Here is a 24,901-nt window from a genome sequence, read left to right on the forward strand (position 1 = left end):
GCCAAAACTTAACTAAAACATCTCACGCTAAACTGCTAAATAACTGACAAACTTACTCAGCACAAGTTAAATTATCTTTGATTATGGTCAACCGTCTTGCTCAATCCCAAAGCCTTTACCTGCGGAAACACGCCGAAAACCCGATCGACTGGTGGCCCTGGTGCGACGAAGCCTTAGAAACGGCCCTGGGCCAAAATAAACCGATTTTTTTGTCAATTGGCTACTCTAGTTGCCACTGGTGTACAGTGATGGAAGGAGAAGCATTTTCCGATCGCGCGATCGCCGAATACATGAATTCGCAGTTTGTACCGATAAAAGTCGATCGCGAAGAACGCCCGGACATCGACAGCATATATATGCAAGCTTTGCAAATGATGACGGGCCAAGGCGGTTGGCCTCTCAACGTTTTTCTCACTCCCGACGAGCGAGTTCCCTTCTACGGTGGCACTTATTTCCCCGTAACTCCCCGCTACGGACGCCCGGGATTTTTAGAAGTGTTGCAATCTATTCGCCGCTTTTACGATACAGAAAAGCGCAAATTGCAAGCCTTCAAAGGAGAAATTTTAGACAACCTCCACCAGTCGGCGCTGCTGTCAGTAACAACCGCAGAATTAAATCACGAAATATTCCAAAAAGGCTTAGAACTCAATACCGGAATTATTGCCCGGAGTAACCCCGGGCCGAGTTTTCCAATGATGCCCTATGCTGATTTAGCACTGCGGGGAACGCGCTTTAATTTTGATGCAAAATATGACAGCAAACAAGTCTGCACTCAGCGCGGCTTAGACTTAGCCTTGGGCGGCATTTACGACCACGTAGCGGGGGGATTTCACCGCTACACGGTTGACGCAACTTGGACTGTGCCGCACTTTGAAAAAATGCTCTACGATAACGGTCAAATTGTTGAGTATTTAGCGAATTTGTGGAGCGCGGGAATTGAAGAGCCAGCTTTTGAAAGTGCGATCGCGCGGACAGTAGAATGGTTGAAGCGAGAAATGACTGCGCCGACTGGCTATTTCTACGCAGCACAGGATGCTGACAGTTTTACCCCCCCAACCCCCCCTTACCAAGGGGGGACAACGGGGGGGTCTGAGCCGGAAGAAGGAGCGTTTTATGTTTGGACTTACACCGAACTACAAACGCTGTTAACTGTCGAGGAATTTGCTGAAGTTCAAGAAGCGTTTGATATTAGTCGCAGTGGCAATTTTGAAGGCAAAAATGTATTGCAACGCCGACATCCGGGAAAACTGAATGCAACGGTAGAAACGGCTTTAGCTAAACTTTTTGCTCTGCGCTACGGCGGCCATCCAGATACTGTAAAAACCTTTCCGCCAGCCCGCAACAATCAGGAAGCAAAAAACGACAGTTGGCCGGGGAGAATTCCCGCAGTTACTGACACGAAAATGATTGCGGCTTGGAATAGCTTAATGATTTCGGGTTTGGCGCGGGCGGCGGCTGTTTTTGGGAATTTTGAGTATTTGGAATTGGCTGTGAAAGCTGCTAATTTTATTTTAGACAATCAGTGGATTGACGGGCGGTTTCAGCGACTCAATTATGACGGACAATCGGCGGTGGCGGCGCAGTCGGAAGATTATGCTTTGTTTGTGAAAGCTTTGTTGGATTTGCATCAAGCGAGTTTGATGTTAGGAAACGGGGAATCTGTACAGCAATTGCCGAATTCTCAGTTTTGGTTGGAGAAAGCTGTGCGGGTGCAAGATGAGTTTGATGAGTTTTTGTGGAGCTTGGAATTGGGCGGGTATTACAATACTGCTAAGGATGCTAGCGGGGATTTGTTGGTGCGGGAACGCAGTTATACTGACAATGCTACTCCGGCGGCCAATGGAATTGCGATCGCCTCTTTGGTTCGCTTGGCGCTGCTGGGTCAAAATTTAGAATATCTCGATCGCGCCCAACAAGCTTTGCAAGCTTTCAGCAGTATTGTCCGAGATAGTCCCCAAGCTTGTCCGAGTCTACTTTCGGCTTTAGATTGGTACCAGCATTCTACCCTAATTCGCACGTCGCCCGACCAGATTTCTGGATTGATTTCGCGGTATTATCCGACTGCTGTCTGTCAGATTGAGGCTGATTTACCTGAAGGTGTTATCGGGTTAGTTTGTGAGTGTTTGACTTGCAAAGAACCTGCGAAAAGCCAAGAGATGCTGTTAGCAGAAATTCTGCACAGTCAAACGCGAGTATAGAAGGAGAAGGACTTCAGTCCTTACTACAAACTTTTAGGGAAAAAGAAGGACTGAAGTCCTTACTACAAACCTTTAGAGGAGAAGGACTTCAGTCCTTAGTACAAACCTTTTAAGAAAAAGAAGGACTGAAGTCCTTACTACAAACCTTTAGAGAAAAAGAAGGACTAAAGTCCTTACTACAAACTGGTTCGTAATAAGGACTTTAGTCCTTTCAATGTTAGGTCTCAATTCGCCCAAATTTTGACTAAATATTCTATCGTCACCTCGACAGCATGGGCGATTAACACCTGCAATTGACATCAGCCCGGACGTGCGATCGCCTTCGGCGGTAAAAATTGTGTAGAAAAAAAACTTGACATCAGCCGACGATAGAAAGTAAAAATAAATAACAGCAATCACCAAAATGAGGCTTTATGTTTGATTCGCGATCGGTGAGCGACAAGTATGACATTGATAAATTGCTATCTCGTACAACAATTTTGGCTAAAAGACATCCGGTAAAATACGGAGAATAGATGTTTTTTTTGAACCTTGTTCAGCAATCTAAAATTCACAATTCTGCAATCTAAAATCTAAAATCTAAAATCTAAAATGGCAACAGCTATTCTCGACCTGGAAATCTCCCAACTACCGCCAGAAATAGCGGTTGAGGAGCGTTACAGCAAAGCCTTGGTTTTAATTAGACTGCACGGAAAACCGATCGGTCAAGCGACTTTACCCGCAGTCGGAGGTCGCATAGACGGCTCCCAATTGCGGGAAACACTGATGAATGCTGTGGGCGATAACCTGTGGAAAAATTGGCTCTACGAGACCCTGGAATGGGACGAACGCGGGCCAGTACAGGCAATGCCCACAGCCACTGTAGCGGTTTGCACGCGCGATCGCCCGGAAGATTTGCAGCGCTGTCTGGAAGCGTTGATGCGGCTGCCCGACGACGGTCAGGAATACTTAGTAATTGACAATTGTCCCGCCACGGAGGCTACGAGGGAACTGGTCGAAAATTACCCAAAAGTCCGCTACGTGCGGGAAGACGTGGCGGGGTCTAGCACTGCCCGCAACCGCGCTGTGCTGGAAGCTAAGGGGGAAGTTATCGCTCTGACAGATGACGATGCAGTACCAGATCCGAACTGGTTGCGATCGCTCTTGCACAATTTCGGCGATCCGCGAGTTATGTGTGTCACCGGGTTGGTAATGCCTTTGGAACTCGAAACTGAAGCTCAAGAATGGTTCGAGCGTTACAGCCCCCACGGACGTGGATTTCAGCGAGTCATCTTCGACGGGGCGTACTGCAACCCGCTGATTGTAGCTCCTATAGGCGTTTCGGCGAGTATGGCTTTGCGGAAGAGCGCGATCGACTGCGTAGGTCTATTTGACGAAGCTTTGGGTGTGGGGACGCCTGCAAAATGCGGGGAAGATCACGAACTTTATGTCCGCATCCTGACTGCGGGCTATCGCATTATCTACGAACCGAGGGCTCTAAGCTGGCATCGTCACCGGCGCGATTGGGAAGATTTGCGCAAAACGATGTACTGCTACGGAATTGGAGTCTACGCTTTCTGGACGCGCACTTTGGTGAAAAATCGGGAGTTTAGCATACCGCTGTTAGCCTGGGGATGGCTGCGCTACAAACAACTGCCTGAGTTGATTGCTTCTTTGCGAAACAAACCGGACTCTATCCCAAAAGACTTGCTCTTAGCTCAACTTCGCGGCTGCATCGGCGGCCCGATGGCTTATTTTGCTTCTCGCAAACGGTTGCAAGAAATTAAAGGGAAGTCAGTAGTTAGTAGTTAGTAGTCAGTAGTCATTAGTCATTAGTCATTGGTCATTAGTCATTAGTCATTAGTCATTAGTCATTAGTCATTAGTCATAGTGCTGTCCCCGCTCGCGAACGTTATTAGCGCGAGCGTCCCCGCTCGCGAACGTTATTAGCTGAGATTCTTCCATCTTCCATCTTCCATCTTCCATCTTCCATCTTCCATCTTCCATCTTCCAATTCCTATTACCAATTACCAATTATGAACAGGGAAAATCTCACTGTTAGCGTAATTATTCCCAGTCACAACCGCAGTTATTCGCTGCGACGCGCTCTCGATGCCCTGCACTCGCAGACTTATCCGATCGACCTCATCGAAGTGACGGTAGTTGCAGATAGCTGCATTGACGATACTTTGGCAATGCTCAAAGACTACCAAGCTCCGTTTAAAATACAGGTTATTGAAGCAAAGTGTCGGGCTGCTTCGATCGCCCGGAATACCGGAGCAGCCTCCGCTACCGGAAAACTGCTGATATTTATAGACGACGATATCGAACCAACTCCGCCTTTAGTCGAAAGTCATGTACGCATTCACCAACAGCGTCCGGGCTGCGCGGTAATCGGCCCTTATCCTCCTAAATTGCAGGGAGGGACTAGATTCTTTGACGTAACAGTGCGGGCTTGGTGGGAAGAAAAATTTTATGAGATGAGCCAGCCTGCTCATCGTTACACTTATCAAGACTTGCTCACCGGCAACCTTTCTCTGGATGCAGAACTGTTTGCTAGCACCGGAGGCTTCGATTCAGGCTTCGGCCAAGGCACTGCCCATGAAGATTACGAGTTCGGCTTACGCTTGCTCAAAGCAAATATACCTTTTGCTGTGGCAGCGGATGCAGTCGGGTATCACTACGAACACGAAACTAACAACCTCGATCGCTCTTTTCGGCGCGCGCGTGCGGAAGGCCGCTCCGATGTCTTGCTGGGTCAGAGGCACCCAGAACTCAGACCTACTCTGCACGTAGGGGATTACGAAACTCCTTACTCTCTGGTCGATCGGATTTTGGTCGCCCTGGTTTTTTACTGGCCGGCCGCGCTAGATTTGCTGGTGTTGGGACTGAGACGATCGCTAGATTTACTAGAAGCTGTCCGGATGCGCGGTACTTGGCGGTGGCTGAACACTAAATTGCGCGGTTACTGGTACTTCCGTGGTGTGGTAGACGAATTGAAAACTCGATCGGGCATTTCTAGTTTTCTGCAAGAAGGCCCGGCCCGCGCGGATTTGGCAGAAAACGAAATAGAAATCGATTTGCAGCAAGGTTTGGAAGCAGCAGAACAAAGGATTGATGCCGAAAGACCCGCCGGTATTTACCTTTACTACGACAAGCTGACAATCGGTCACATCCCTCCCGAAGTTGGCGCCGAACCTTTACGGGGAGTTCACCTGCGAACGATTCTGGCGCTGCACTTAGCCGAACCGCTGGCGAGAGCGATGGCGGTTAACGGTATGCCACACAGTTCTGAGTCGATCGCAACACAACCTTTACTTGCTTTTGAAGATCGTGTTTTGGCAATTAAATAATTGCTAATTGGTAAGTTGTAAGGGGTAATAGGTAATGGGAATAGTGAAATTAATAGCTAGTGCTTCATGTTAATGGCTAGTAATTTTCCTAATCGCCAATCACAAATACTAAATACCTAATGCTCCATCCGATTTTGGATTGCCGATTTGAGATTACAATTGCCATCAATCTAAAATCTAAAATCTAAAATCTAAAAGTGCCAGATTCCAAGTCGGATATTTAGTTAGGAGGAAATTATGGCAATAAAAATGCTTGAGATCGAGTTTACTGAACAGATAAATCCGATTAGGGGACTAGAAAAATATGAAGGCGTCCGCATCTTGGTTCGCTACCGAGGACGCCCGATCGGCTGGGGCTATGTTAATAACAATCCCTGGGAACAGACAATCTCGGCAGATCGAGTGCGACAAACAATTGTCGAGCAGATGGGCAAGACGTTGATTCAATTGAGTTTGGCAGAGCAGTTAGCCCCGATCGCAGAGTTCGATCGAGAATTGCCACCAATTAGCGTTGTCATCTGTACGCGCGATCGCACTGACTTACTCAAAGGCGCTCTGGAATCGCTGCTGGCCCTCGACTACCCCAATCGCGAAATTATCGTTGTAGACAACGCTCCCTCCAACAACAGAACTGCCGAATACGTCGCGGGATTACCTGTACGCTACGTCAAAGAGGAACGGCCAGGATTGGACTGGGCACGAAATCGCGGCATCGCGGAAGCCCGCCACGAAATTATTGCTTTTACCGACGACGACGCGCGACCCGATCGAGGTTGGCTGCGGTCAATTGCTGCTGGCTTTGCCGATCCCGAAGTCATGGCCGTCAGCGGTTTAGTCTCGGCTGCGGAACTGGAAACCATGCCCCAACAGCAATTTGAGCTGGTTTACGGCGGAATGCTGCAATATTTACACAAATTCAAAGTTGAAGGTAACAAACTTTCGGTGAAAGATTTGCTGTGGGCTTGCAATTACGGCGTTGGAGCAAATATGGCTTTCCGCCGCCAAATTTTTGAGGCTGTGGGCAACTTTGACGTGGCTCTTGATGTGGGGACGGCGACACGCGGCGCTGGCGATGTCGAGATGTTTCACCGGATTTTGGCGAAGGGATATACGACTTTTTACGATCCGAGCACTTTGGTGTGGCACTTGCACCGGCGCAGCGACAAAGCTTTGAGCCGACAGTTACAGGATAACGGGCGCAGTTTTGGGGCTTATTTGCTGACTTGCGATCGCAACCGTACCGTAGGGCGCGCCCAACTTGTGCACTTTGTCGTGTTTGAGTGGTTGGGTTGGTGGCTGCTGCGCCGCTTGCGGAATCCTGGCAAACTTCCCCGCAAATTCGTAGTCAGCGAATTGCTGGGGGCTTTGCAAAGTCCTTTTGCTTACCGAGAAGCTCAGTTGCAAGCGCGTCAGTTGGTGGCCCTTGCTGAAGAGGAATCGCAGGAAGTTGAACCGCAGGTAATGGCTGGGGGTGTCCAGTGAGAAATGCAGGACAACTGGTTTACAGGCGCCAAGTCGCTCATTTCTTTGATTTGCTGCGCGAGTTGGTCGATCGCGACATGAAACTACTCTACAAGCGATCGGCCCTGGGGATTGCTTGGACTTTGATCAATCCACTGTTGCAGTTGGCGGTTTTTTCTTTTGTGTTTCGATCGGTAATTCCAATCAACATTCCAAAATATTCTTCGTTTGCTTTCAGTGGTTTATTAATTTGGACTTGGACTCAAAGTGCCTTATTTCAAGCAACAGGACTAATCACCAGCAACCGCGCTTTAATTAGACAGCCAAATTTTCCGATCGCCATTTTGCCTGTAGTCACAACAGCAACAGGGCTAATTCACTTTTTACTGGCGCTCCCAGTCTTAATGATATTTCTGATAATTGACGGTTTGCAGCCGAATTCAGTGCTGTTTTTTTTGCCAGTGCTGCTGGTAATTCAGTTTTTTTTGACAGTCGGTTTGGCTTATCCCCTCGCTGCTTTGAACGTTACTTTCCGGGACACTCAGCACACTCTAGGCGTACTGTTGCAGATGCTTTTTTATCTGACTCCAATTTTCTACGACCTCAACAGCGTCCCGAAAGAATATCTGATATTTTATCAGTTGAATCCGATGGTGCCGTTGATTGAAGCTTACCGAGCTGTACTCCTCAGAGGCACGCAGCCTGATTGGATGGCATTATTAATTGTGAGTGTAGTAGTAGCTGCTCTTTTGCCGATCGGACTGGGAATTTTTAGACGGCAAAGCGATCGATTTGTGGAGGAATTGTAAATGCGTCAAGCAATTGTGATTAAAGGTTTAGGCAAGCGTTTCAACAGCTACAGTGCCGATCGACCTTTTACGATTATGGAGGCTGCTTTGTGGGGGTGGTGGCGGATGAAGCCACAAGCACATTTTTGGGCCTTGCGAGATGTGAGTTTTAGTGTTTCTCCTGGGGAAATGCTGGGAATTCTTGGCAAAAATGGAGCAGGAAAATCGACACTACTGCAACTGATTGGAGGTATCGGCCGTGCTGAGGAAGGAAGTATTAAAGTCAATGGCAAAATTGGCGGTTTGTTGGATTTGGGTGCAGGCTTTCACTCGGATTTAACAGGGCGAGAAAATGTGTTTGTGGGTGCGGTAGTAGCTGGTTTAACTCACCGGGAAGCGACGCGCCGCTTCTCTGATATTGTTGAATTTGCGGAATTAGAACAGTTTATTGACAGCCCCCTACGAACTTACAGTACGGGGATGCAAATGCGGCTGGCTTTTTCGGTAGCGGTACACACCGATCCGGAAGTGCTTTTAATTGATGAACATTTGTCGGTTGGTGATGTGGCTTTTCAAACTAAATGTTTGAACAAGATAGCCGAGTTTAAAACTAAAGGTTGTGCGATTGTTTTAATTTCTCACAATGCTGGACAAATTCAGAAATTGTGCGATCGAGCTTTGTGGCTGCGGGATGGTAAAATCCAGGCTTACGGAGAGCCGGAAGTTGTAGCCGGTCAGTATTTATCGGAAATGCGATCGGAAACAGAAAAGCGCACTCCCATGCGTCCTCCTGAAGTCACAAGTACAGGCTCGGAATTGCGTGTTAATGAAAACCGTTTCGGTTCTTTGGAAGTAGAAATTACGGATGTCAAAGTGTTGCCGGATGAGGAAATAGACAGCGGCGATACGATTACTATTGAAATTCATTACACGGTTCCCAAATCGATTGATGCTGCAATTTTTGGGGTGACAATCAGTCGGGAAGACGGTCAAAGTTGTTTTGAGACTAATACTAATCAAATGGGCCGGTTGATACCGCTGGCGAAAGGTAAAGGCAAAATCCGGCTGCACGTAGACAGGCTGGATTTAGGAAACGGGCAGTATTACGTGAATCCTGGGGTTTACGAGAAGAGTTGGGCCTACGCTTACGATTATCACTGGCACGTTTATCCGCTGTACGTGCGATCGACTGTACACCAAAAAACGATCCTTTGTCCGCCCTACCGCTGGGAGTTTGACGGCAAAATGGAGGTGCTGGATTTGCCAGAAACAACTGACAAAGTTCACGCTTTGAACAAAAATAATCCCAGCTACGCCAAGATTTCCACTCAGTTGAAAAATAAGCAGTCACCTGACTTTTTAATTCTGGGCGCTCAAAAGTGCAGCACCGAGGCTTTATACGGCTATCTAGAAAATCACTTGCAAAATATCAAAGAAGGTGCTAAGCAAGTACACTTTTTTGAATTGAATTTCGAGCGCGGTGTTGAGTGGTACAGCAAGCAGTTGACGCGGAGTGTTGCGGGTGACAAAGTGCTGCTGTGGGAGATGACTCCTTACTATATTTACCATCCGTTGGTGGCCGAGCGGGTTTACAAGTGTTTCCCGGATGTTAAGCTGATTGTGATGCTCCGCAACCCGGTACAAAGAGCGTGGATGCACTATCATTTAGAAGTGGCGATCGGCTGTGAAAAGCTGGATTTTGAAAAGGCGATCGCATCTGAACCAGACAGACTCAAAGGTGAGATCGAAAAATTCAAAGCCGATGAAGGCTATTACAGTTTCAACCACCAGCATTATTCCTACTTGTCGAGAGGAATTTATGTCGAACAAATCAAGAATTGGCTCGATTATTTTCCCAGGGAACAGTTGCTAATTATCAAAAGCGAAGATTTTCAAAAAAATCCGGGAGATGTGTTTTCAGAGGTGTTAGAATTCTTGGATGTTAAGGCGAGTGCTGTCAAAGAATATCAGGGTAATAGTGCCGAAGATTACAGTAATATGCCTCCGGAAATAGAACAAGAATTAACCAATTATTTTAAGCCTTACAATCAGGAGCTTTCTGATTTGTTGAAGGAAGATTTTAGTTGGAGTTAGGATGTTTGTGAAACCGCAGATGAACGCGGATTAACGCGGATTAATACGGTAAAACATAATTCCTGTAGGGGCGGGTTAACCAACCATATTTAATTTTTACCAACAATCTAGATAAACCCGCCCCCACTCCACGAAAAAAATTAGATCGCCAGTTTATTAATATAAAATCAACAATGCAACGAATATTTTTAGTAGGAGCTCCAAGAAGCGGTACTACAATTCTTCAGAGTTTATTAGCGGCTCATCCTGAAGTTATTTCTTTTCCTGAATCTAAGTTTTTTCACTATTTATTGTACGAGAAGTTTGCGGCAAAGTTGCCAAGCAGGATGGAAGCTTTTTTTAATGATGAGATTAATCGCCCTGAACTTTTGCAAGGTTTTGATGACAATCAAAGTGTGGAAGCTAAAGTTAGTTGGTTTGTCGGAGTTTTGGATGGTTTGGCTGCGGAACAGAACAAAAGCATTTGGTTGGAAAAAACGCCGGAACACATATATTTTATTGAGGATATAGAGCGCTTTTTGCCGGATTCTAAATTCATACATATTATGCGAAACAGCATGGATTGCATAGCTTCTATGTATGAGGCTACTCGGGATTTTAACGAATTGTGGGGCGGTGGTTGGGATTTAGATCGCTGTATCGAGGGATGGAAATATGCAGTATTAACTAGCCATAACTATCTTGATAAATCTAATCATATCTTGGTTAGATATGAAGATCTTGTAGAAAACAAAAAGTTAGTTCTAGAGGATATTTGTAATTTTATTGGAATTGAGTATGATGCTGGAATGCTGATTAATTATAAGGAAAAAGCAGCTAAGCTGAGTTTGAATTTACCTTGGCATCAAGGAATTGCCAGGGATATTCAAAGCACTAAGGTTCACAAATATCATCGAGTTTTTAAAGATAGTGAAATTAAAAATATTCTAACTCATATCGAGTGGGTAAATTCGAGAATTGCCTACAAGGTTACGGTGGAGGTGAGCGAATTAATTTCGGATATTAAGGTTCCACAAATATTCAATCGCGTTTGCTGTACAATCAAGTTAGCAGGTGTTGAACTCGAAGTTAGGGATTTGGAGCTTAATACTATACCAATCCTTTGGCTGCTCCTTCGACAATACAATAGCATGGCTGGGCTCTTATTTCTACGCAAGTCCCTTATTGAATTGCCAGTCTGTGACGGGATTGTGACGGGTACGGTGTTGGCAGATGCGATCGCAGCCCAGTTTGCTTGGCCAATACTTTCACGCTTCTTTCAAGACAATCCAGAAACTCCCCAACTGGAATGGACGCTATTTTTACAAGAAATCTGGAATCGTCCTAATTGGGTTGAGGCTAATTTTTACAATCCCGAAACCGTCGATGAAGCAGTCACAATCACTCTCGATGGAGACTTGATTGCTGTGGAAGTTAGCGAAGAATTGACTAATATAAAAGTTGAGCTTGCTGAAATTGACGTGCTGGTGACAGTAGGCGGTGTGGCGATCGCTATTGTAACCGTTGCCGTGGAAAATAATTTTGTTTCTGCTCAAAAAGTGCGATCGACAATTACTCGAAATATCGGTTTTGAGTTGTGCGTCGCCACCGTGCGAGAAGCTTTGTTGGGAAAACCGTTAGATAATAAGCAATCGTTGCGATCGCGCTTAACCTCTACTGCACAACAAAGGTCGAATCTGCCCGACTGGTTGAATGCAAAGGGTTCTAGGGGCATTTACCCCCAAGATGCGGTGATGTTCGGCAGGCGATGTGGTGCAACAGGAACCAGTATCAGCCGCCGCGCCGCACTCCCAGCCCAGGCGCTGCGCGAATTAGCGAAATCAGCAGCAATCGCAGGGGAAGTGATAATCCAAATTCCCAGAGAAAACGAGTTACCAAAGCAAGTATTTTACGCACCAGAAATCATTTGGCAAAAATCGCCTTACCGAGAAGTTTCTCACTCAGTGAAAACTCAAATATTTGACAATGATAGCATTACAGAAAAACTCTCGATTCTCGCCTACCGTCGCATTTCTCCCGATGGTTTAAATGCAATTACTCCGCAGGTTTTTGAACAACAGTTGCAGTATCTGAAAGAAAATGGTTATTACAGTGCTACTTGGGAAGATTGGCAAAATGCAAAACTAACTAAAACTCCTTTACCAGGTAAAGCTGTATTAATAACTTTTGACGGTGGCTATCTCGACTTTTTAACCTACGCTTTCCCTTTGCTAAAACGCTTTGACTTTACAGCCACTGTTTTTCTAGTAGCCGAGTCAATAGGAAAGACAAATAGTTGGGAAAAAGCCGAATTTGAACAAGTACAGTTAATGGAATGGCCGGAAATTAGACAATTGCGGGATGCAGGGATTGAATTTGGTTCCATGTCTGCCACCTATCAGCCTCTGACTTCATTGTCCCCCACCGAAATTGTGCGCGAAGCGGCGAAATCCCGCGCAACTTTGGAACGGGGATTAGGGAAATCTGTGAGAGTTTTTGCCTATCCCTACGGGAATGTCGATGAAATTGTAGCGCATTTAATCGGAGCAAGTGGGTATAGTTTCGGTGTATCATATAGATGGAGTACGAGCAATTTTCACGATTCTTTAATGTCGCTACCCCGCCTTCAAGTAACAGCAGAAAATTTCTGGGAATTGGTTCGTAGATGTGTATATTTGTAGGGTGCGTCAGCCAGAGATTTTTAAGACAATCAAAAACATTTCAACTGACGCACCCTACAAGTGAAATTGCTGCAACAAGGTGCGTCAGCCAGATATTTTCAACTCAACAAAAATCTTTCAACTGACGTACCCTACAAGTGAAATTGCTGCAACAAGGTGTGTCAGCCAGATATTTTCAACTCAATCAAAAATCTTTCAACTGACGCACCCTACAAGGGAAATTGCTGCAACAAGGTGCGTCAGCCAGATATTTTCAACTCAATCAAAAATCTTTCAACTGACGCACCCTACAAGTGAAATTGCTGCATCAATCCCTGAAATTTACGTCGCAAATAACCGCCAAATCCTCTGGAAATCTTCTCAAACTTATAATCAAATAAAATATCCATCACATCTTTAGTTTTCATGTACTTCAAATAAGAAATCATTTTATCTGTCAATTCATCATTCACATCATCAATATACTTTCTCACCGCCAACCTTTCCGAAATATTCCATTTGCGATCAAACTTGCGGTGCATTTCCGTCTCATAATCCCGAAAATCTGACATTTTCCCATCCAAATATTTTTCAATGTATTTCCCAGCGATTTCGGCACCATCCATTCCGTGTCTGATACCCTCACCGCCCAGAAAATTTACTGTCGAGACAGTATCGCCGATCGCAATTATGTTATCCTTCCAATAAATATCCTGCAAACCGCGACTGTATTTCAGCGTCGAACCGTGTTTGTCAATAATTTTATAACTTTTAGACTTCAGATATTCATCAATCAGCAAATCAATATACTGTTTAATCGGTGACAAATGCTTAACCGTTTTGGCATCTAAAAAAATGCGTCCCGCACCAACTTTCAGTCTATTTTGTTCCATAGGAAATATCCAAGAATAACCCTTCGGCATCCATTTATCACCCAAAAAGAAGATTAAATCATTGGCATATTTATTGTAAACTTCCGGTTCAACTTCAATTAAATATTCGATTCCGGTTCCCGACAAAAAATTAGGCTTATCGTTTTCTTTGTCGTACATAATTGCCCGCGAAAAGCCAGTAGCATCAACCAAGACTTTCGTGCTAACTTTGATAAGTTGCCCGTCAGATAACTGTTTAAATTCTACTGTAGTTTCGCCGTTGGCTTGCGAATGTCCGGTGTAGCGACAACCCAGCCAAACTTCACCGCCAAATCGCTCAACTTCGTCGGCTAAAAATGCTCTAAATTTTGCAAAGTTGAGTACAACTCCCAAACTTTCGGGAGATTCCCAAGTTTGACTAACTTTGCTAGTTTCAATAGTCAGTTTGTGCCAAAAACTGCCGATAACTGATTCGGGTAAATCGAATTGAGAGAGGGTTTCTAAAGGTGTGGCGGCGCTGGAAAAGTCATTTTTATTAAAATTGTCGTTTTGTTCTGCAAGCAAGACATTGCGGCCGGATTTGGCTAGAATTCTTGCACAGTGGCCTCCTGCTGGGCCGGCTCCTACTATTACTATATCAAAATTTTTTAAAGTCATCTTGCTATTAATTCGCTTCTAATGTCAAAACACCCGCCGAAATATCAACTACCAAGCGCCGATTTTTCAGCCATTGCCGGCCGATTAAAATTTCCGGTACTCCGTCACCTACGTGAACAGGAATATCGAATTCTTGATTGTCAATTCTGATTTTTCCTGCATAAAGGTCGAAATTAAATTCTCCCTTAGCTGTTCGCATTTTTTGTCGTCTAATATAAATCCAATCAAGTCCCTCTAAATCCTGAATATCCATTGCTAGCCAGCCCGAGAAACCTGTATCTAGCAGAGCATCAACAGGTAATTCTAAGCCGTTATCAGCAATCAATTCAATTTCAAAAAATAGCTCATCCTCATTACCAAATGTGCCTTGAATCATATCGTGCCACAAACCCCTGTAGGGTTGATGCGGAACATGAACGGGATAGCATTTGGGTGTTTCTGGCGGCACATTTTGGTGGCCACCATATCATCCTTGTCGATAAAATAGTCCCCGCTGTCGGGTTCAACTGCCATATACCAGTTGTAGTGGGTTTTAATCAATTCTGGTTTTAGGCGATCGAATGTTGGTTTGCAGCGCTGATAAAATGCTTCTCTTTCAGCGCGCCACTGCGCTTTCTTTTCTTCTGACCACTGAATTTCGGGGAATAACCTTCCGCGCCGTACTGTACGATTAGGCTTCACGTTAGTCATTGTTGATTCTCCTTTTGTGCAGTAAAGCTGAAGTAAGGTGGGCAGTGCCCACCCTACAATTCTAGCTAATTAGACGCTAACTGGTGACTTTTGGCGGCTAAATGTTGCTAAAATGCGATCGCACATTTGCGACGGATTCAATCCCAAAGTTGCAAAGGATTGCTCAGGCGTAGCATGATCCACCAATGTATCAGGTACACCCAAGCGCATTAATGGAACCAGGATATTGTTATCCATCAAAGCTTCGGCTACTGCTGAACCAAAGCCACCCATTAAACAGCCTTCTTCCATCGTGACAACTTTGCCGATTCGCTGTGCCAAAGGTAAGATTAATTCGGTGTCTAAAGGCTTGACAAAACGCGCATTAATCACAGTTGCTTCAATGCCATGTTCGCTCAACATCTCGGCGGTTTGCATTGCCGGATACACCATTGAACCGTAACCTAAGATTAGCACGTCATCGCCGTTGCGAAGGATTTCCGCTTTGCCGATCGGCAATTCTTCCCAACCTTCTTCCATCAGAGGCACGCCGTAACCGTTACCACGCGGGTAACGCATCGCGATCGGGCCTGTCGTGTGGTTGATGCCAGTGACTACCATCCGCTGCAATTCTGCCTCGTCTTTTGGCGCCATAATTGTCATATTTGGCAGACAGCGCAAGAAGGAAATATCGTACATTCCCTGGTGCGTGGGGCCGTCGGCGCCGACAATCCCAGCGCGATCCAAACAGAAGAACACTGGCAAGTTTTGGATGCAGACATCGTGAACTATTTGGTCGTATCCCCGCTGCAAAAATGTCGAGTAAATTGCGACAACCGGACGCATTCCTTCGCAGGCTAAACCTGCCGATAAAGTCACTGCGTGCTGTTCGGCAATCCCAACATCGATGTACTGTTTAGGTAGTTTTTCCTGAAGCTTGTCCAGACAAGTTCCGGTTGCCATGGCAGCGGTAATGCCGACTATTTTGGGATTATTTTCTGCTAGCTTGACCAGGGCGTGGGCAAAGACTTTCGCGTAAGCTGGAGGCTTGGGTTTTGTGGAAGGGATGCCTTTCCCCGTGGCTAAGTTAAAGGGATTTTGGGCGTGATATCCTACTTGGTCTTTTTCGGCGATCGCATATCCTTTCCCCTTCACCGTCACCACGTGAACTAACACAGGGCCTTGGATAGTATGACCTTGTTTGAAAGTGGCAATTAACTCTTCCAAATTGTGTCCGTCAACTGGGCCCATGTAGGTAAAGCCCAATTCTTCAATTACGGCTCCAACTTTCGATACGGCTAACCGTTTCATGCCTTCTTTGAGGCGTTCCATTTCTGGGGTAAAAGTTTCGCCAACAAAGGGAATTTGTTTGAATTGTTCCTCTAGGTTATCTTTGAGAAATTGCACCGGCTGCGAGAGTCGCATTTTGTTCAAATAGCGGGTAATTGCGCCGACATTGGGCGAGATTGACATCTCGTTGTCGTTGAGCACTACCATCACATTAGTTTTCGGCATATGGCCTGCGTGGTTGATCGCTTCGAGTGCCATACCCCCTGTCAGCGCACCGTCGCCAATGACTGCTACAGTTTTAAAGTTTTCGCCCTTGAGGTCGCGCGCCATCGCCATCCCTAAGGCTGCGGAGATGCTCGTGGAAGCGTGACCGGCGCCGAAGTGGTCAAATTTGCTCTCGCAGCGCTTGAGATAGCCTGCAACGCCGTCTTTTTGGCGCAGGGTGTGAAAATTGTTGTAGCGACCGGTGATCAACTTGTGTGGATAAGCTTGGTGGCCGACATCCCAGGTAACTTTGTCGCGATCGAGGTCGAGTGTTTGGTAGAGTGCTAAGGTGAGTTCCACTACACCCAATCCTGGGCCAAGGTGTCCGCCGCTAGCGGCTACTGTTTCTAAATGCTTTTCTCGAATTTGTCGGGCAATTTGTTCGAGTTGATGAATCGACAGGCCGTGTAATTGGTTTGGATGAGTCAGTTCGCTGAGATGCATATTTTAAAATCCCGCTCCTAAGAATTAGGACGAATCCTTAACAGATAATAGTTTGAGCCTGCGGCGTTCGGTACGCGCAAACTTAGAATATTTTACCTGTTATTTGAGAAAAACTGTTAGGCGTAAGATTTTTATTATTTTTGACCTGGTAATTATAATAAGTAAATCGCAAAGAGTCAATATAAAAAATGCCTAATTTGTTAGTTGCTAACGGCTAATTATTAGCTGCACGGGGATTATTATCGATTTAAAACAGTTTTTTGTAATGATGGCTGACTTTTTAACCATTGGGTTTCTGCAAGCGGACTGTGATGCAAAATCATTAACTGCGATTTCTTAAGAGCTTCTCGTGCGTAGGTACAACCTTGCAAATCGCTAAATTCAACTGGGAGCATCTCAGTTTTGCATTTATGCGAGCGTCCCCGCTCGCGTATTATAGGATACGCGAGCGGGGACAGCACTATAAGAAAAAAATGCTTTTTACAAAAATGAGATGCTCCCACTCAACTTCAACAAATTCTGCATCGTATTCATCAACTACTGTTCCCACTTGACCTCGATATAAGCCATGTTCGGGTAAGTCTTCTAGTAATGCAACGACATCAAGCAGTTTAATTATGAAATTCATTTTTAGATACCTTATTCATGGCACATAACATAGCAGAAGTCAAGTTGAATTGAGAGATTTTGCTTATTCTAATTGACGAGGATCTTCCGCAGGTGGATGCCAACCACCTTCTATAGCCTTTCTCAAAAAGGTGAGGTATGACTGACAGGTTATATAACCACTGAAACCAAGAGGGCCCAAGCCCAACAACGTACCTGATCTTTCTGAGAACCGCTATACCCAAAACCTGCGCGATCGCCGAATCGAATCCTCTTCATTTCATCATAACGTTCGTCATTAAGGTCAAGCCGATTGCAAGTTGCTCGATCTACTGAAGTTTTACTGACAATATTTAGACCATCTGCTGTCCAGATGAAATGTTCTGATCATTGCTGATGACGAGGATTAAATAAGAAAAATTCTTGCTGAGTTTCCTGGTCAATTCCCTTGGTGAAATTGTAGTGGCGTTCGTTGCAACGACGGCAAGCTAATGCTAAATTTTCACTGTCATCAGATCCGCCGAGAGATTTGGGCATGAGATGATCTATGGTAAAGCGATCGGGGCTTAGGTATTCTGGAGAGTGACAGTATTCGCAGAGGTATTTAGCTCGTTGTCGTATAAGTTGTGGAGTGCGATCGGACACCATTTGGCTTGGGTAGAAAGTTCGGCGTTAATCAAGGTAAAAATTCGGGATAGTTCGATGATGCCAGCTAATTCAGGAACTTCATCGGCAGTTAGTAAATCTAGTTTTTTTCTCTCTAGCAGTTCTTCCATGCGAGATTGAAGATCGTCGGTAAATCTGAATAAGTAAATATTCCCAAACTCTACCATTTTGAGACCTTGGGGCATCAAGGAGGAAGGTTTCACCATTAATTGAGTATTCATAGGAATTAAAGCTCGTAGATACTCTTGGAATATTGTAGCTTATAAGTTGCTAATTGAATTTGCAGAAGGAGCCATCTGATATCTTACACCATTCTTAATTACTTGTTTAGAAACAGGCAAGATGCCTGTTCCACAAGAAAATTTATCTTTTGTGGAACGGGCATCTTGCCCGTTCTTCACAATGGTGCAACATCTCAGATCGATCGCACTTCCGGCAATTTCTCGGCCCCAGTCGTATCAAAGACGATCGCGTGTTTAGTCGCGGGTACTAACCGCCGTAAAACTTGGATGTATCCCTCTGCATCGCCCCGGCGGTGGAAGCGCGCCACAACCAATCGCTGCATATTTGGCAATTGCCGCACAATACAGCAGGGATGAGAGTTTAATTTGGGCTTTGATGTTGGTATCATAGGAAAATCGTGCCCCGCGTTTGCGGGGTTGGGTAGAAAAGCGATCGCCCTCAAGTTTTCGACGCTAGGTGGGCGATCGTTTTCAGTGTACATAGATATTATCCGGTATATATGCACCGAAGTCAAGCAAAAAAATGGGCTACGTGAGACTGCGGATTCGAGAACTAGCTGAGCAAAGAGGTTGGACGTTCAAAGAAGTTGCCGATCGATCCGGAGTCAATTACAACACGGTAAAAAGCTACGGGAGGCGCGATGCTTTGAACACAGTCGATTTGTCTGCTGTCTACAAAATTGCTCGCGCCTTAGACGTGACGATGGAAGATTTAGTCGAGATTTTGGAATAGTAAGGGCGCGCTAATGGGATACGTGAGGCTGCGGATTCGAGAACTAGCTGAGCAAAAGGGTTGGACGCTAAAGCAAGTTGCCGATCGATCGGGAGTGAATTACAACACTGTTAGAAGCTACGTTCAGCGCGATGCTTTGAACACGGCCGATATTTCTGCTGTCTACAAAATCGCCCGCGCTTTCGACGTGACAATGGAAGATTTAGTTGAGATTTTGGAAGATTGAGGGCTCAGAAATGGGGCGAGTCAGGCTGAAGATTCAAAAGTTGGCTCAAGAAAAGCGCCCGACACTGCAAGATGTGTCTCCTCGATCGGCACAAGGTTTGCTTAGAAAAATGTATCAAACTTTTACAAATAAACCGATCGCACTCATAAAGCCGCTATCTTCGTGACAAAAGCACTTCGTCAGCATGAGTCCGGTTCTCTAACTTTGGATTATTCGACTCTACACCGCCCCCAACACCCGAAAGATGAAGATTTGTAATGTTTTGTCAACATCTTTGGGTTGCTGAATTAAAATCTTCTCATAAAAAAGACGAGCTTCTAGCAGGCAAAATTATGAAAAAAAATTTAAAACTCAGCTTATGAGATGGAATTCGCTGCTCTGACAAGGTGCAATAACAATGTAACTAATGTAACTTTTGATGCAAGAACCACTAGCATTAACCTTGTTGAAGGTCACAGGCCAATTTCTCGCCGTGCCTTCTGAAAATCGCTTTCCTCGTCGATCGCATCAAATTTCAAGTGCCATTACTTTGTTTGCACGACGGGAACCGCAGATGTAAAGGAAAAATTTAAGTCCAAAGCTGACGCACCAGAACTTTGAGCGACGGTTTTTTGACCGGCAACGAGGACAGAAACACAGTTTTTTCCTCCATCAAACCTGGTTTTTACGTCCAAAACTCAACTCGAATGAATGCAGTCGCAGCCAACATTTAGTTAGATGTTGCGATACAGCAAGTTGCGCGCTTGTACAGGGAGCTAACGGCAGTGATGGATCTCGATTGTTTACCTTACGGCGCAGGCCACGCCCAGGAAGGGGTCTGTCTGCTAGTGCGAATGGGGCCGTACCGCATTTTACTCGACTGCGGTATAGAGGATGTCGCACCCCTGTCAGCGACACTAGATCGATCGCCCCCAGTCGATTTCGTAGTGTGCACCCACGCCCACTCCGATCATGCCAGAGGTTTGCTCGCACTCCACCAGGCTTTCCCCCTGTTGCCAATTTACGCCAGCGAAGTCACAGCGCGACTGCTACCGCTTAACTGGCCGGCCCAGTCTCAGCAGCCAGAGTCGCATTTCTGTGAGGCTCTACCCTGGCAGTCGCCGATCGAACTGCGCCGAGGACTGAGCGTGCAGTTGTTCCCGTCGGGCCATTTGCCCGGAGCGGCGACTGTACTCTTGACCTATGAAGCCCCCCATCGCACCTACACCCTGGTTTACACCGGCGACTTTTTTCTATCGAATTGTCGTTTGGTGGAAGGTTTGCCGCTGGGACAACTCCGGGGCATGAAGCCCGACGTGTTAATTTTGGAAGGTAGTTACGGCACAGCGCGCCACCCTCACCGCCGACAACTGGAAAATCAGTTAGCCGATCGCATCCACCGCGCGATCGCCGACGGATGCTCGGTACTGCTACCCGCACCCGCCCTCGGTTTGGGTCAAGAACTGCTGATGCTGCTCCGCAGCCACCACTACTTCACCGGGCGCGACTTGGATATTTGGGTAGACGGCACTGTCGCCGACGGGTGCGACGCTTATCTGGAACTGCTGCCCCATTTTCCCACCGCCGTTCAAAACTTTGCTCTCCACCAACCTTTGTTTTGGGACGAAAGGGTGAAACCTCGCGTGCGCCGGTTGTCTGCCGAACAGCGCTCCGAATTGGGGAAAACCCCGTGTATTGTAATTACTGACCAAATTTCCGATTTGGGTTTGTACGTTGCCGATCGCACAAATCCTTGGATTTTACTCGCACCTCAAAAACCCGGATATCCCGTCAGGGAATGGTTTGCCAACTGGCAGGAATCAGGAGTTCGGCTCATTGAAACTTATCTGCTAGCCGAACACTGCGACGGGCCGGGAACTACCCAGCTCATCCACAATTTGCGTCCGCAGCACGTAATTTTAGTGCACGGTTCCCCTGCATATTTGGCTGACTTGGCTAACTTGGACGAGCTGCGAAACCGCTACCAGTTGCACACTCCGGCGGTAGGGACTGTTGTCGAATTGCCGATCGGGGAAATGTTTTTGCAGCCCGCTATCCCCGAAACTAACTATGAGGGAGAACTCAGCGAATTGGGGACAGAGGTAGCAATTAGCTTGCCGAGTCCGATTACAGCCGATCCTCGGTGGGCAAATTTTGCCGATACAGGTTTAGTAGAAGCGCGCTGGCAAGGCGAAGAACTGGTACTGCGCGGCATCTCCCAGCGGGAACTGCTATTTCAAGGCAACGCCGTTCAGGCAAACCTCGAATGCTGTGGCAATTGCCAGCACTACCGCGGCCAGCGCTGTTGGAACCAGTCCAGTGCTTTGTTTGGCTTTAAAGTCACTCCCGACGGTTTCTGTCCGGTGTTTGAAGCGATACCGGAGTCTGAATTTTTCATAGATGAGGAATTAGATGCGGAATAAACCTATTGTTGTCATTGCGATCGACAGCTTAGCGCGCTTTCTGATGAGGCGATCGCAGTATTTGTTGTTCGTCGGTTCTGCGTCTGTGACTGCTCTGGTGGCTCAGAGGCGAAAACTGGCGATCGAACTCAAATTTCCATCCTAAATAGCTTATTTGGTGACAATCCAGCAGATTTTTCGGCAAAACCCGAGTTTTGCCCCATTCCTCGACAAAAAAGGGAGAAAAGTCGTTTTCTTTTCCCCCAACTATTTTTTGTGACTCAAGCTAAGGATCAAAACTATTCTAAATTCGAGTCCGGGTAGTGATTGCGAATTTGCTCGGCTTCGGGACAATCGTCAGTAACTAGGGGTTCGCAGTTAGTTCTCGACACCGAAGCCAACTTCTGGGACACAGCTCCAATACTTTCTAGACGCACCATTTCTTCCCAGGAGCTAATTTCGTCTTCTTCGTCGGTTTCGTAGCGCAGCGTGACTAGATCCCCTTCAATATCTAGGATACGAGCGCGCTCTATCCAACGTTGCTGATCTCGAAGAAAAATAGAAACCTCACGACCATCACAACAGAGTTGATAGATTTTGCGCTGTAGCATTTGTCAGTTCTCCTGCGCAGTGTAACTTGCTTAAAATATGGCCTGTTTACAGTAACGTACTTTGAGTTTTACATCGGAAGGCACAGCCCTATGGACTGGCCAGTTTGACGTTTTCCGAAACTTTGGCACCTATGGGGGTTACCATATTTCATTTTACCACTAAATCTATCTTGTACGCTATTTATCTAAGTGCAGATTTTCGGGCCGGCGGCATCCCTCGCAAGAGGCATTTACCAGAATAGATGCCAGAATCAGGACTTGATTCGGGCCAGCCACCCTCCAAGCGGACTGTGCTGCGAGTCGCTCTCAATTGCTCCTTATGTTTCCCAGAGACATTACTAGATAGCGGTTTAATTCACATTTGGCGATCGCACGGACATTGCGGAGGCTCTCATCGGGGACGATCGCAAGGGCGATCGCCACCATTCCTGTGCTAACAACGGTAAAATCTCAAATGTAATCATACCTTGACATCGAACCCACGCACTCGTATACGCCATCAGACTAGAACTAAAACTCCCTCCCTTGTGCCGTGGCGTTAGAAAACCTACAGGTATAGACTTAGGAATGAGAATTAAATAACTTACATTTTTTATTGTTCTTGTGGGATGGGCGTCCCGCCCGTCCAGAAAAGACGGGTTCTTCTGGCCCATCCCACTTTCAAGAGTGTAAATTATTTAATTCGCGATCCTTAGGAATATCGACGTTTGCCAGCTTTGAGTAATGGTAAAAAATACAACTGCCAGTTTCCCTAAAAAAGCCGAAAATCAAGCTAGGGAAATTTCAGTATATCTCTTCAAACAAACAGTTAGGCAACCGACAATCAGAAATACAAGCCTCAAAAAATACCCCCAAATATTATCGAAGGCTCGCCCAAAAATAGGGAAAAATTGCCAAAAACTGACGAACTATCTGCAAAAAACTACAACAAAAATTAGCTATAAATACAGTCCAAATCTGGGTATTTTTGAAGGCTATCGAGCTCATTGCCAGCGCCTTATTATTTGGAAATATGGACACTGCCCAATGAAACATTCTCTACATATACGATGACAGAGCGTTGCTGCTTCTATTTGCAGGAAGTTCAGCAAATTACTTTCCTAGGGTTTGCTCTTCCTCTTTGTCCTTGTCCTTCTGGGTAGATTCATCATCAGCTTGACCGACCCCTTCCTTAAAACTCCGCAGCGTTTTGCCCAAAGCATTTCCCAACTCAGGAATTTTCTTGGGGCCAAAAATTAGAATAGCGACTACCGCAACAATGCCCAATTCGGGCAATCCCAGACCAAACATACAAAATCTCCGCGCTTACCTACTTTGCTTTTTCCCTGCGAATTACCGCTAGTGCATTTATTTTAGCGGAGAGTTTCCGGAAATCTTACTCATTACTCGGGTTTTTATGGCAATTTATTGCCCTGTGCCACTGTGAATACCTAGACTAATGTCACAGGGCTTTCAATAAGAGGGCAGATTTTTTTGTAAAACTTACTCGATCGCACGTCGAACTGCTGATATCCTTAAAAGTATCTACCTTGTTTACTGCATCCTGCAACCGTAGAATGAAGTTTTATTAAGCGATCGCCCGATAAATAAGAATGTTAGAAACATCCAAGCCTTCCCTGCGCGACCAACAGCACTACCTTATCCGCGAATTAGCCGATCGGATAGAATCAGTATGGCGTCGATACCTCGACCTCGAACCCTACCACCTCCCCGCTGAGTTGGGATACGTGGAAGGGCGGCTGGAAGGAGAAAAACTGATCATAGAAAATCGCTGCTATCAAACTCCCCAATTCCGCAAAATACACTTGGAACTGGCTAAAGTCGGGCCGCTGCTGGATATCCTCCACTGCGTGATGTTTCCCAGACCGAATTATGCTTTGCCGATGTTCGGCACAGACATCGTAGCAGGCAAAGGTCAAATTAGCGCCGCGATCGCAGATCTTTCTCCCCTCAATCCCGATCGAACTTTGTCGGAAACCTACCGCACTCGACTGCAAACTTTGCCCGTCAACCAGTTTTCTTGTCCCCGCCAAATTCCCGAATGGGGCGATATTTTCTCAGAGTTTTGCCTGTTTGTGCGCCCCGATTCACAGGAAGAAGAAAGCCGATTTCTAGACATAGTTGAATCCTACGTCGAAATTCACTGCAAACTCGCAGTCGCTTCGGAACCAGTTTCTGTAGCCGAAGAAGCAAAAATTCTCGACGCTCAAATTTACTACTGCACCCAGCAGCAGCAAAACGACAAAACCAGGCGCGTACTCGAAAAAGCTTTCGGTCAAGATTGGGCAGAACATTACATGACCGAGGTGCTGTTTGATTACCCTAAATAGCTAAAATCTGTTTACAATTGTTCCTACCTGGTTGGCAACTCCCCGCTCTCTCAAAGACGGAGATGCTCTAAAATTTCAGGATGTTCCGCTTCCTCACTCAGTCATTCATTAATTCAGCAACGCCGCAATTTATTACGGCGAAGTTGTGTTAATGAATTAGCATTCTGCGTCTGGTAAAACAACTTTGTTAACCTTAATTCGAGTTTGGCGATCGATATTTAGGGAGGTTTGGCAAAAGAACAGCCCTGCACTATTTTACTCGTCACCCACGACAACCGTATTTTAGACATAGCCGATCGCATTATTCCAATATAGCGCGAAAGATTGTAAGTGAGATATTCAACAATTCATTAACAATCCCCTCAATCGCCCAATCTAAAATCTCAAGCTATACCTCA

At 46.0% G+C, this 24,901-nt stretch carries 26 protein-coding genes and 1 pseudogene; 16 read left to right on the forward strand and 11 right to left on the reverse strand.

The window, feature by feature from the left end:
* Nucleotides 1-83: 83 nt before the first annotated feature.
* Entirely contained in the window at nt 84-2,198 is a 2,115-nt protein-coding gene (locus JGK16_RS14730; RefSeq protein WP_293191071.1) for a thioredoxin domain-containing protein, read from the forward strand.
* A gap of 591 nt (nt 2,199-2,789) precedes the next feature.
* Entirely contained in the window at nt 2,790-3,989 is a 1,200-nt protein-coding gene (locus tag JGK16_RS14735) for a glycosyltransferase (RefSeq protein WP_293191069.1), read from the forward strand.
* 69 nt (nt 3,990-4,058) lie between these two features.
* On the opposite strand, the gene JGK16_RS14740 is transcribed toward JGK16_RS14735, so the two are convergent.
* The gene (locus tag JGK16_RS14740; protein WP_293203212.1) at nt 4,059-4,184 is read right to left on the reverse strand and encodes a hypothetical protein; all 126 of its coding nucleotides are present in this window, start codon (nt 4,182-4,184) and stop codon (nt 4,059-4,061) included.
* 29 nt (nt 4,185-4,213) lie between these two features.
* Between JGK16_RS14740 and JGK16_RS14745 the strand changes: the two genes are divergently transcribed.
* From JGK16_RS14745 to JGK16_RS14765, 5 genes are all read left to right on the forward strand, one after another.
* Nucleotides 4,214-5,530, forward strand: coding sequence for a glycosyltransferase (locus JGK16_RS14745; RefSeq protein WP_293191067.1), 1,317 nt, complete (start codon nt 4,214-4,216; stop codon nt 5,528-5,530).
* 237 nt (nt 5,531-5,767) lie between these two features.
* A complete protein-coding gene (locus JGK16_RS14750) occupies nt 5,768-7,012 on the forward strand; it encodes a glycosyltransferase (protein ID WP_293196824.1) in 1,245 nt (414 codons plus the stop codon).
* On the forward strand, nt 7,009-7,800 hold the full coding sequence (locus JGK16_RS14755) for an ABC transporter permease (protein WP_293180947.1): 792 nt from the start codon (nt 7,009-7,011) through the stop codon (nt 7,798-7,800). Before JGK16_RS14750 ends, JGK16_RS14755 begins: the two co-directional genes overlap by 4 nt.
* Nucleotides 7,801-9,873, forward strand: coding sequence for a Wzt carbohydrate-binding domain-containing protein (locus JGK16_RS14760; protein ID WP_293180950.1), 2,073 nt, complete (start codon nt 7,801-7,803; stop codon nt 9,871-9,873).
* A 173-nt stretch (nt 9,874-10,046) separates the two neighbouring features.
* Nucleotides 10,047-12,533: a sulfotransferase gene (locus JGK16_RS14765; protein ID WP_293191063.1), complete on the forward strand. Its 2,487-nt coding sequence runs from the start codon at nt 10,047-10,049 to the stop codon at nt 12,531-12,533.
* Nucleotides 12,534-12,820: 287 nt separating this feature from the next.
* On the opposite strand, the gene JGK16_RS14770 is transcribed toward JGK16_RS14765, so the two are convergent.
* The 8 genes from JGK16_RS14770 to JGK16_RS14805 all read right to left on the reverse strand — a co-directional run bounded on the left by JGK16_RS14770 (nt 12,821) and on the right by JGK16_RS14805 (nt 18,704).
* Nucleotides 12,821-14,041: an NAD(P)/FAD-dependent oxidoreductase gene (locus JGK16_RS14770; protein WP_293191061.1), complete on the reverse strand. Its 1,221-nt coding sequence runs from the start codon at nt 14,039-14,041 to the stop codon at nt 12,821-12,823.
* 7 nt (nt 14,042-14,048) lie between these two features.
* A complete protein-coding gene (locus JGK16_RS14775) occupies nt 14,049-14,417 on the reverse strand; it encodes an aspartyl protease (protein ID WP_293191059.1) in 369 nt (122 codons plus the stop codon).
* Nucleotides 14,414-14,731 (reverse strand): hypothetical protein, encoded by a 318-nt coding sequence (locus tag JGK16_RS14780; RefSeq protein ID WP_293191057.1) that lies wholly within the window; start codon nt 14,729-14,731, stop codon nt 14,414-14,416. Before JGK16_RS14780 ends, JGK16_RS14775 begins: the two co-directional genes overlap by 4 nt.
* A gap of 69 nt (nt 14,732-14,800) precedes the next feature.
* The gene (gene dxs, locus JGK16_RS14785; RefSeq protein ID WP_293191055.1) at nt 14,801-16,708 is read right to left on the reverse strand and encodes a 1-deoxy-D-xylulose-5-phosphate synthase; all 1,908 of its coding nucleotides are present in this window, start codon (nt 16,706-16,708) and stop codon (nt 14,801-14,803) included.
* A gap of 460 nt (nt 16,709-17,168) precedes the next feature.
* The gene (locus JGK16_RS14790) at nt 17,169-17,336 is read right to left on the reverse strand and encodes a DUF4926 domain-containing protein (protein WP_293180968.1); all 168 of its coding nucleotides are present in this window, start codon (nt 17,334-17,336) and stop codon (nt 17,169-17,171) included.
* A gap of 365 nt (nt 17,337-17,701) precedes the next feature.
* Nucleotides 17,702-17,851: an HNH endonuclease gene (locus JGK16_RS14795; protein ID WP_293180971.1), complete on the reverse strand. Its 150-nt coding sequence runs from the start codon at nt 17,849-17,851 to the stop codon at nt 17,702-17,704.
* Nucleotides 17,852-17,880: 29 nt separating this feature from the next.
* On the reverse strand, nt 17,881-18,201 hold the full coding sequence (locus JGK16_RS14800; protein ID WP_293191053.1) for a hypothetical protein: 321 nt from the start codon (nt 18,199-18,201) through the stop codon (nt 17,881-17,883).
* Between the two features lie 194 nt (nt 18,202-18,395).
* On the reverse strand, nt 18,396-18,704 hold the full coding sequence (locus JGK16_RS14805) for a hypothetical protein (RefSeq protein WP_325315026.1): 309 nt from the start codon (nt 18,702-18,704) through the stop codon (nt 18,396-18,398).
* 41 nt (nt 18,705-18,745) lie between these two features.
* On the opposite strand from JGK16_RS14805, the gene JGK16_RS14810 reads away from it, so the two are divergent.
* The 6 genes from JGK16_RS14810 to JGK16_RS14835 all read left to right on the forward strand — a co-directional run bounded on the left by JGK16_RS14810 (nt 18,746) and on the right by JGK16_RS14835 (nt 21,728).
* Complete coding sequence (locus JGK16_RS14810; protein ID WP_293180977.1) at nt 18,746-18,955, forward strand: helix-turn-helix transcriptional regulator; 210 nt, start codon at nt 18,746-18,748, stop codon at nt 18,953-18,955.
* Nucleotides 18,956-18,968: 13 nt separating this feature from the next.
* On the forward strand, nt 18,969-19,181 hold the full coding sequence (locus JGK16_RS14815; RefSeq protein WP_293180980.1) for a helix-turn-helix transcriptional regulator: 213 nt from the start codon (nt 18,969-18,971) through the stop codon (nt 19,179-19,181).
* 10 nt (nt 19,182-19,191) lie between these two features.
* A complete protein-coding gene (locus tag JGK16_RS14820) occupies nt 19,192-19,347 on the forward strand; it encodes a hypothetical protein (protein WP_293180983.1) in 156 nt (51 codons plus the stop codon).
* A gap of 252 nt (nt 19,348-19,599) precedes the next feature.
* Entirely contained in the window at nt 19,600-19,740 is a 141-nt protein-coding gene (locus JGK16_RS14825; RefSeq protein ID WP_293203215.1) for a hypothetical protein, read from the forward strand.
* A 208-nt stretch (nt 19,741-19,948) separates the two neighbouring features.
* Nucleotides 19,949-21,583, forward strand: a complete 1,635-nt coding sequence (locus JGK16_RS14830; RefSeq protein WP_293191049.1) for an MBL fold metallo-hydrolase — start codon at nt 19,949-19,951, stop codon at nt 21,581-21,583.
* Nucleotides 21,573-21,728 carry a hypothetical protein gene (locus tag JGK16_RS14835; protein ID WP_293180989.1) on the forward strand — a complete coding sequence of 52 codons (156 nt, stop codon included), beginning with the start codon at nt 21,573-21,575 and terminating at the stop codon, nt 21,726-21,728. Before JGK16_RS14830 ends, JGK16_RS14835 begins: the two co-directional genes overlap by 11 nt.
* 133 nt (nt 21,729-21,861) lie before the next feature.
* Here JGK16_RS14835 and JGK16_RS14840 read toward each other — a convergent pair whose 3' ends face one another.
* Nucleotides 21,862-22,173, reverse strand: coding sequence for a DUF6679 family protein (locus JGK16_RS14840; RefSeq protein WP_265236321.1), 312 nt, complete (start codon nt 22,171-22,173; stop codon nt 21,862-21,864).
* Between the two features lie 723 nt (nt 22,174-22,896).
* Here JGK16_RS14840 and JGK16_RS14845 point away from each other — a divergent pair.
* Entirely contained in the window at nt 22,897-23,226 is a 330-nt protein-coding gene (locus JGK16_RS14845) for a hypothetical protein (RefSeq protein WP_293203218.1), read from the forward strand.
* 39 nt (nt 23,227-23,265) lie between these two features.
* Here the strand turns inward: JGK16_RS14845 and tatA are convergent, their stop codons facing one another.
* Complete coding sequence (gene tatA / locus JGK16_RS14850) at nt 23,266-23,463, reverse strand: twin-arginine translocase TatA/TatE family subunit (protein ID WP_293181000.1); 198 nt, start codon at nt 23,461-23,463, stop codon at nt 23,266-23,268.
* Nucleotides 23,464-23,765: 302 nt separating this feature from the next.
* On the opposite strand from tatA, the gene JGK16_RS14855 reads away from it, so the two are divergent.
* Nucleotides 23,766-24,503 carry a phycocyanobilin:ferredoxin oxidoreductase gene (locus tag JGK16_RS14855; RefSeq protein ID WP_293155731.1) on the forward strand — a complete coding sequence of 246 codons (738 nt, stop codon included), beginning with the start codon at nt 23,766-23,768 and terminating at the stop codon, nt 24,501-24,503.
* Nucleotides 24,504-24,713: 210 nt separating this feature from the next.
* A pseudogene (locus JGK16_RS14860) lies at nt 24,714-24,818 on the forward strand (ABC transporter ATP-binding protein); the annotation flags it as partial.
* Nucleotides 24,819-24,901: the final 83 nt, after the last annotated feature.

This window comes from Microcoleus sp. PH2017_09_SFU_O_A (genome assembly GCF_020738625.1).
GTDB lineage: Bacteria > Cyanobacteriota > Cyanobacteriia > Cyanobacteriales > Microcoleaceae > Microcoleus.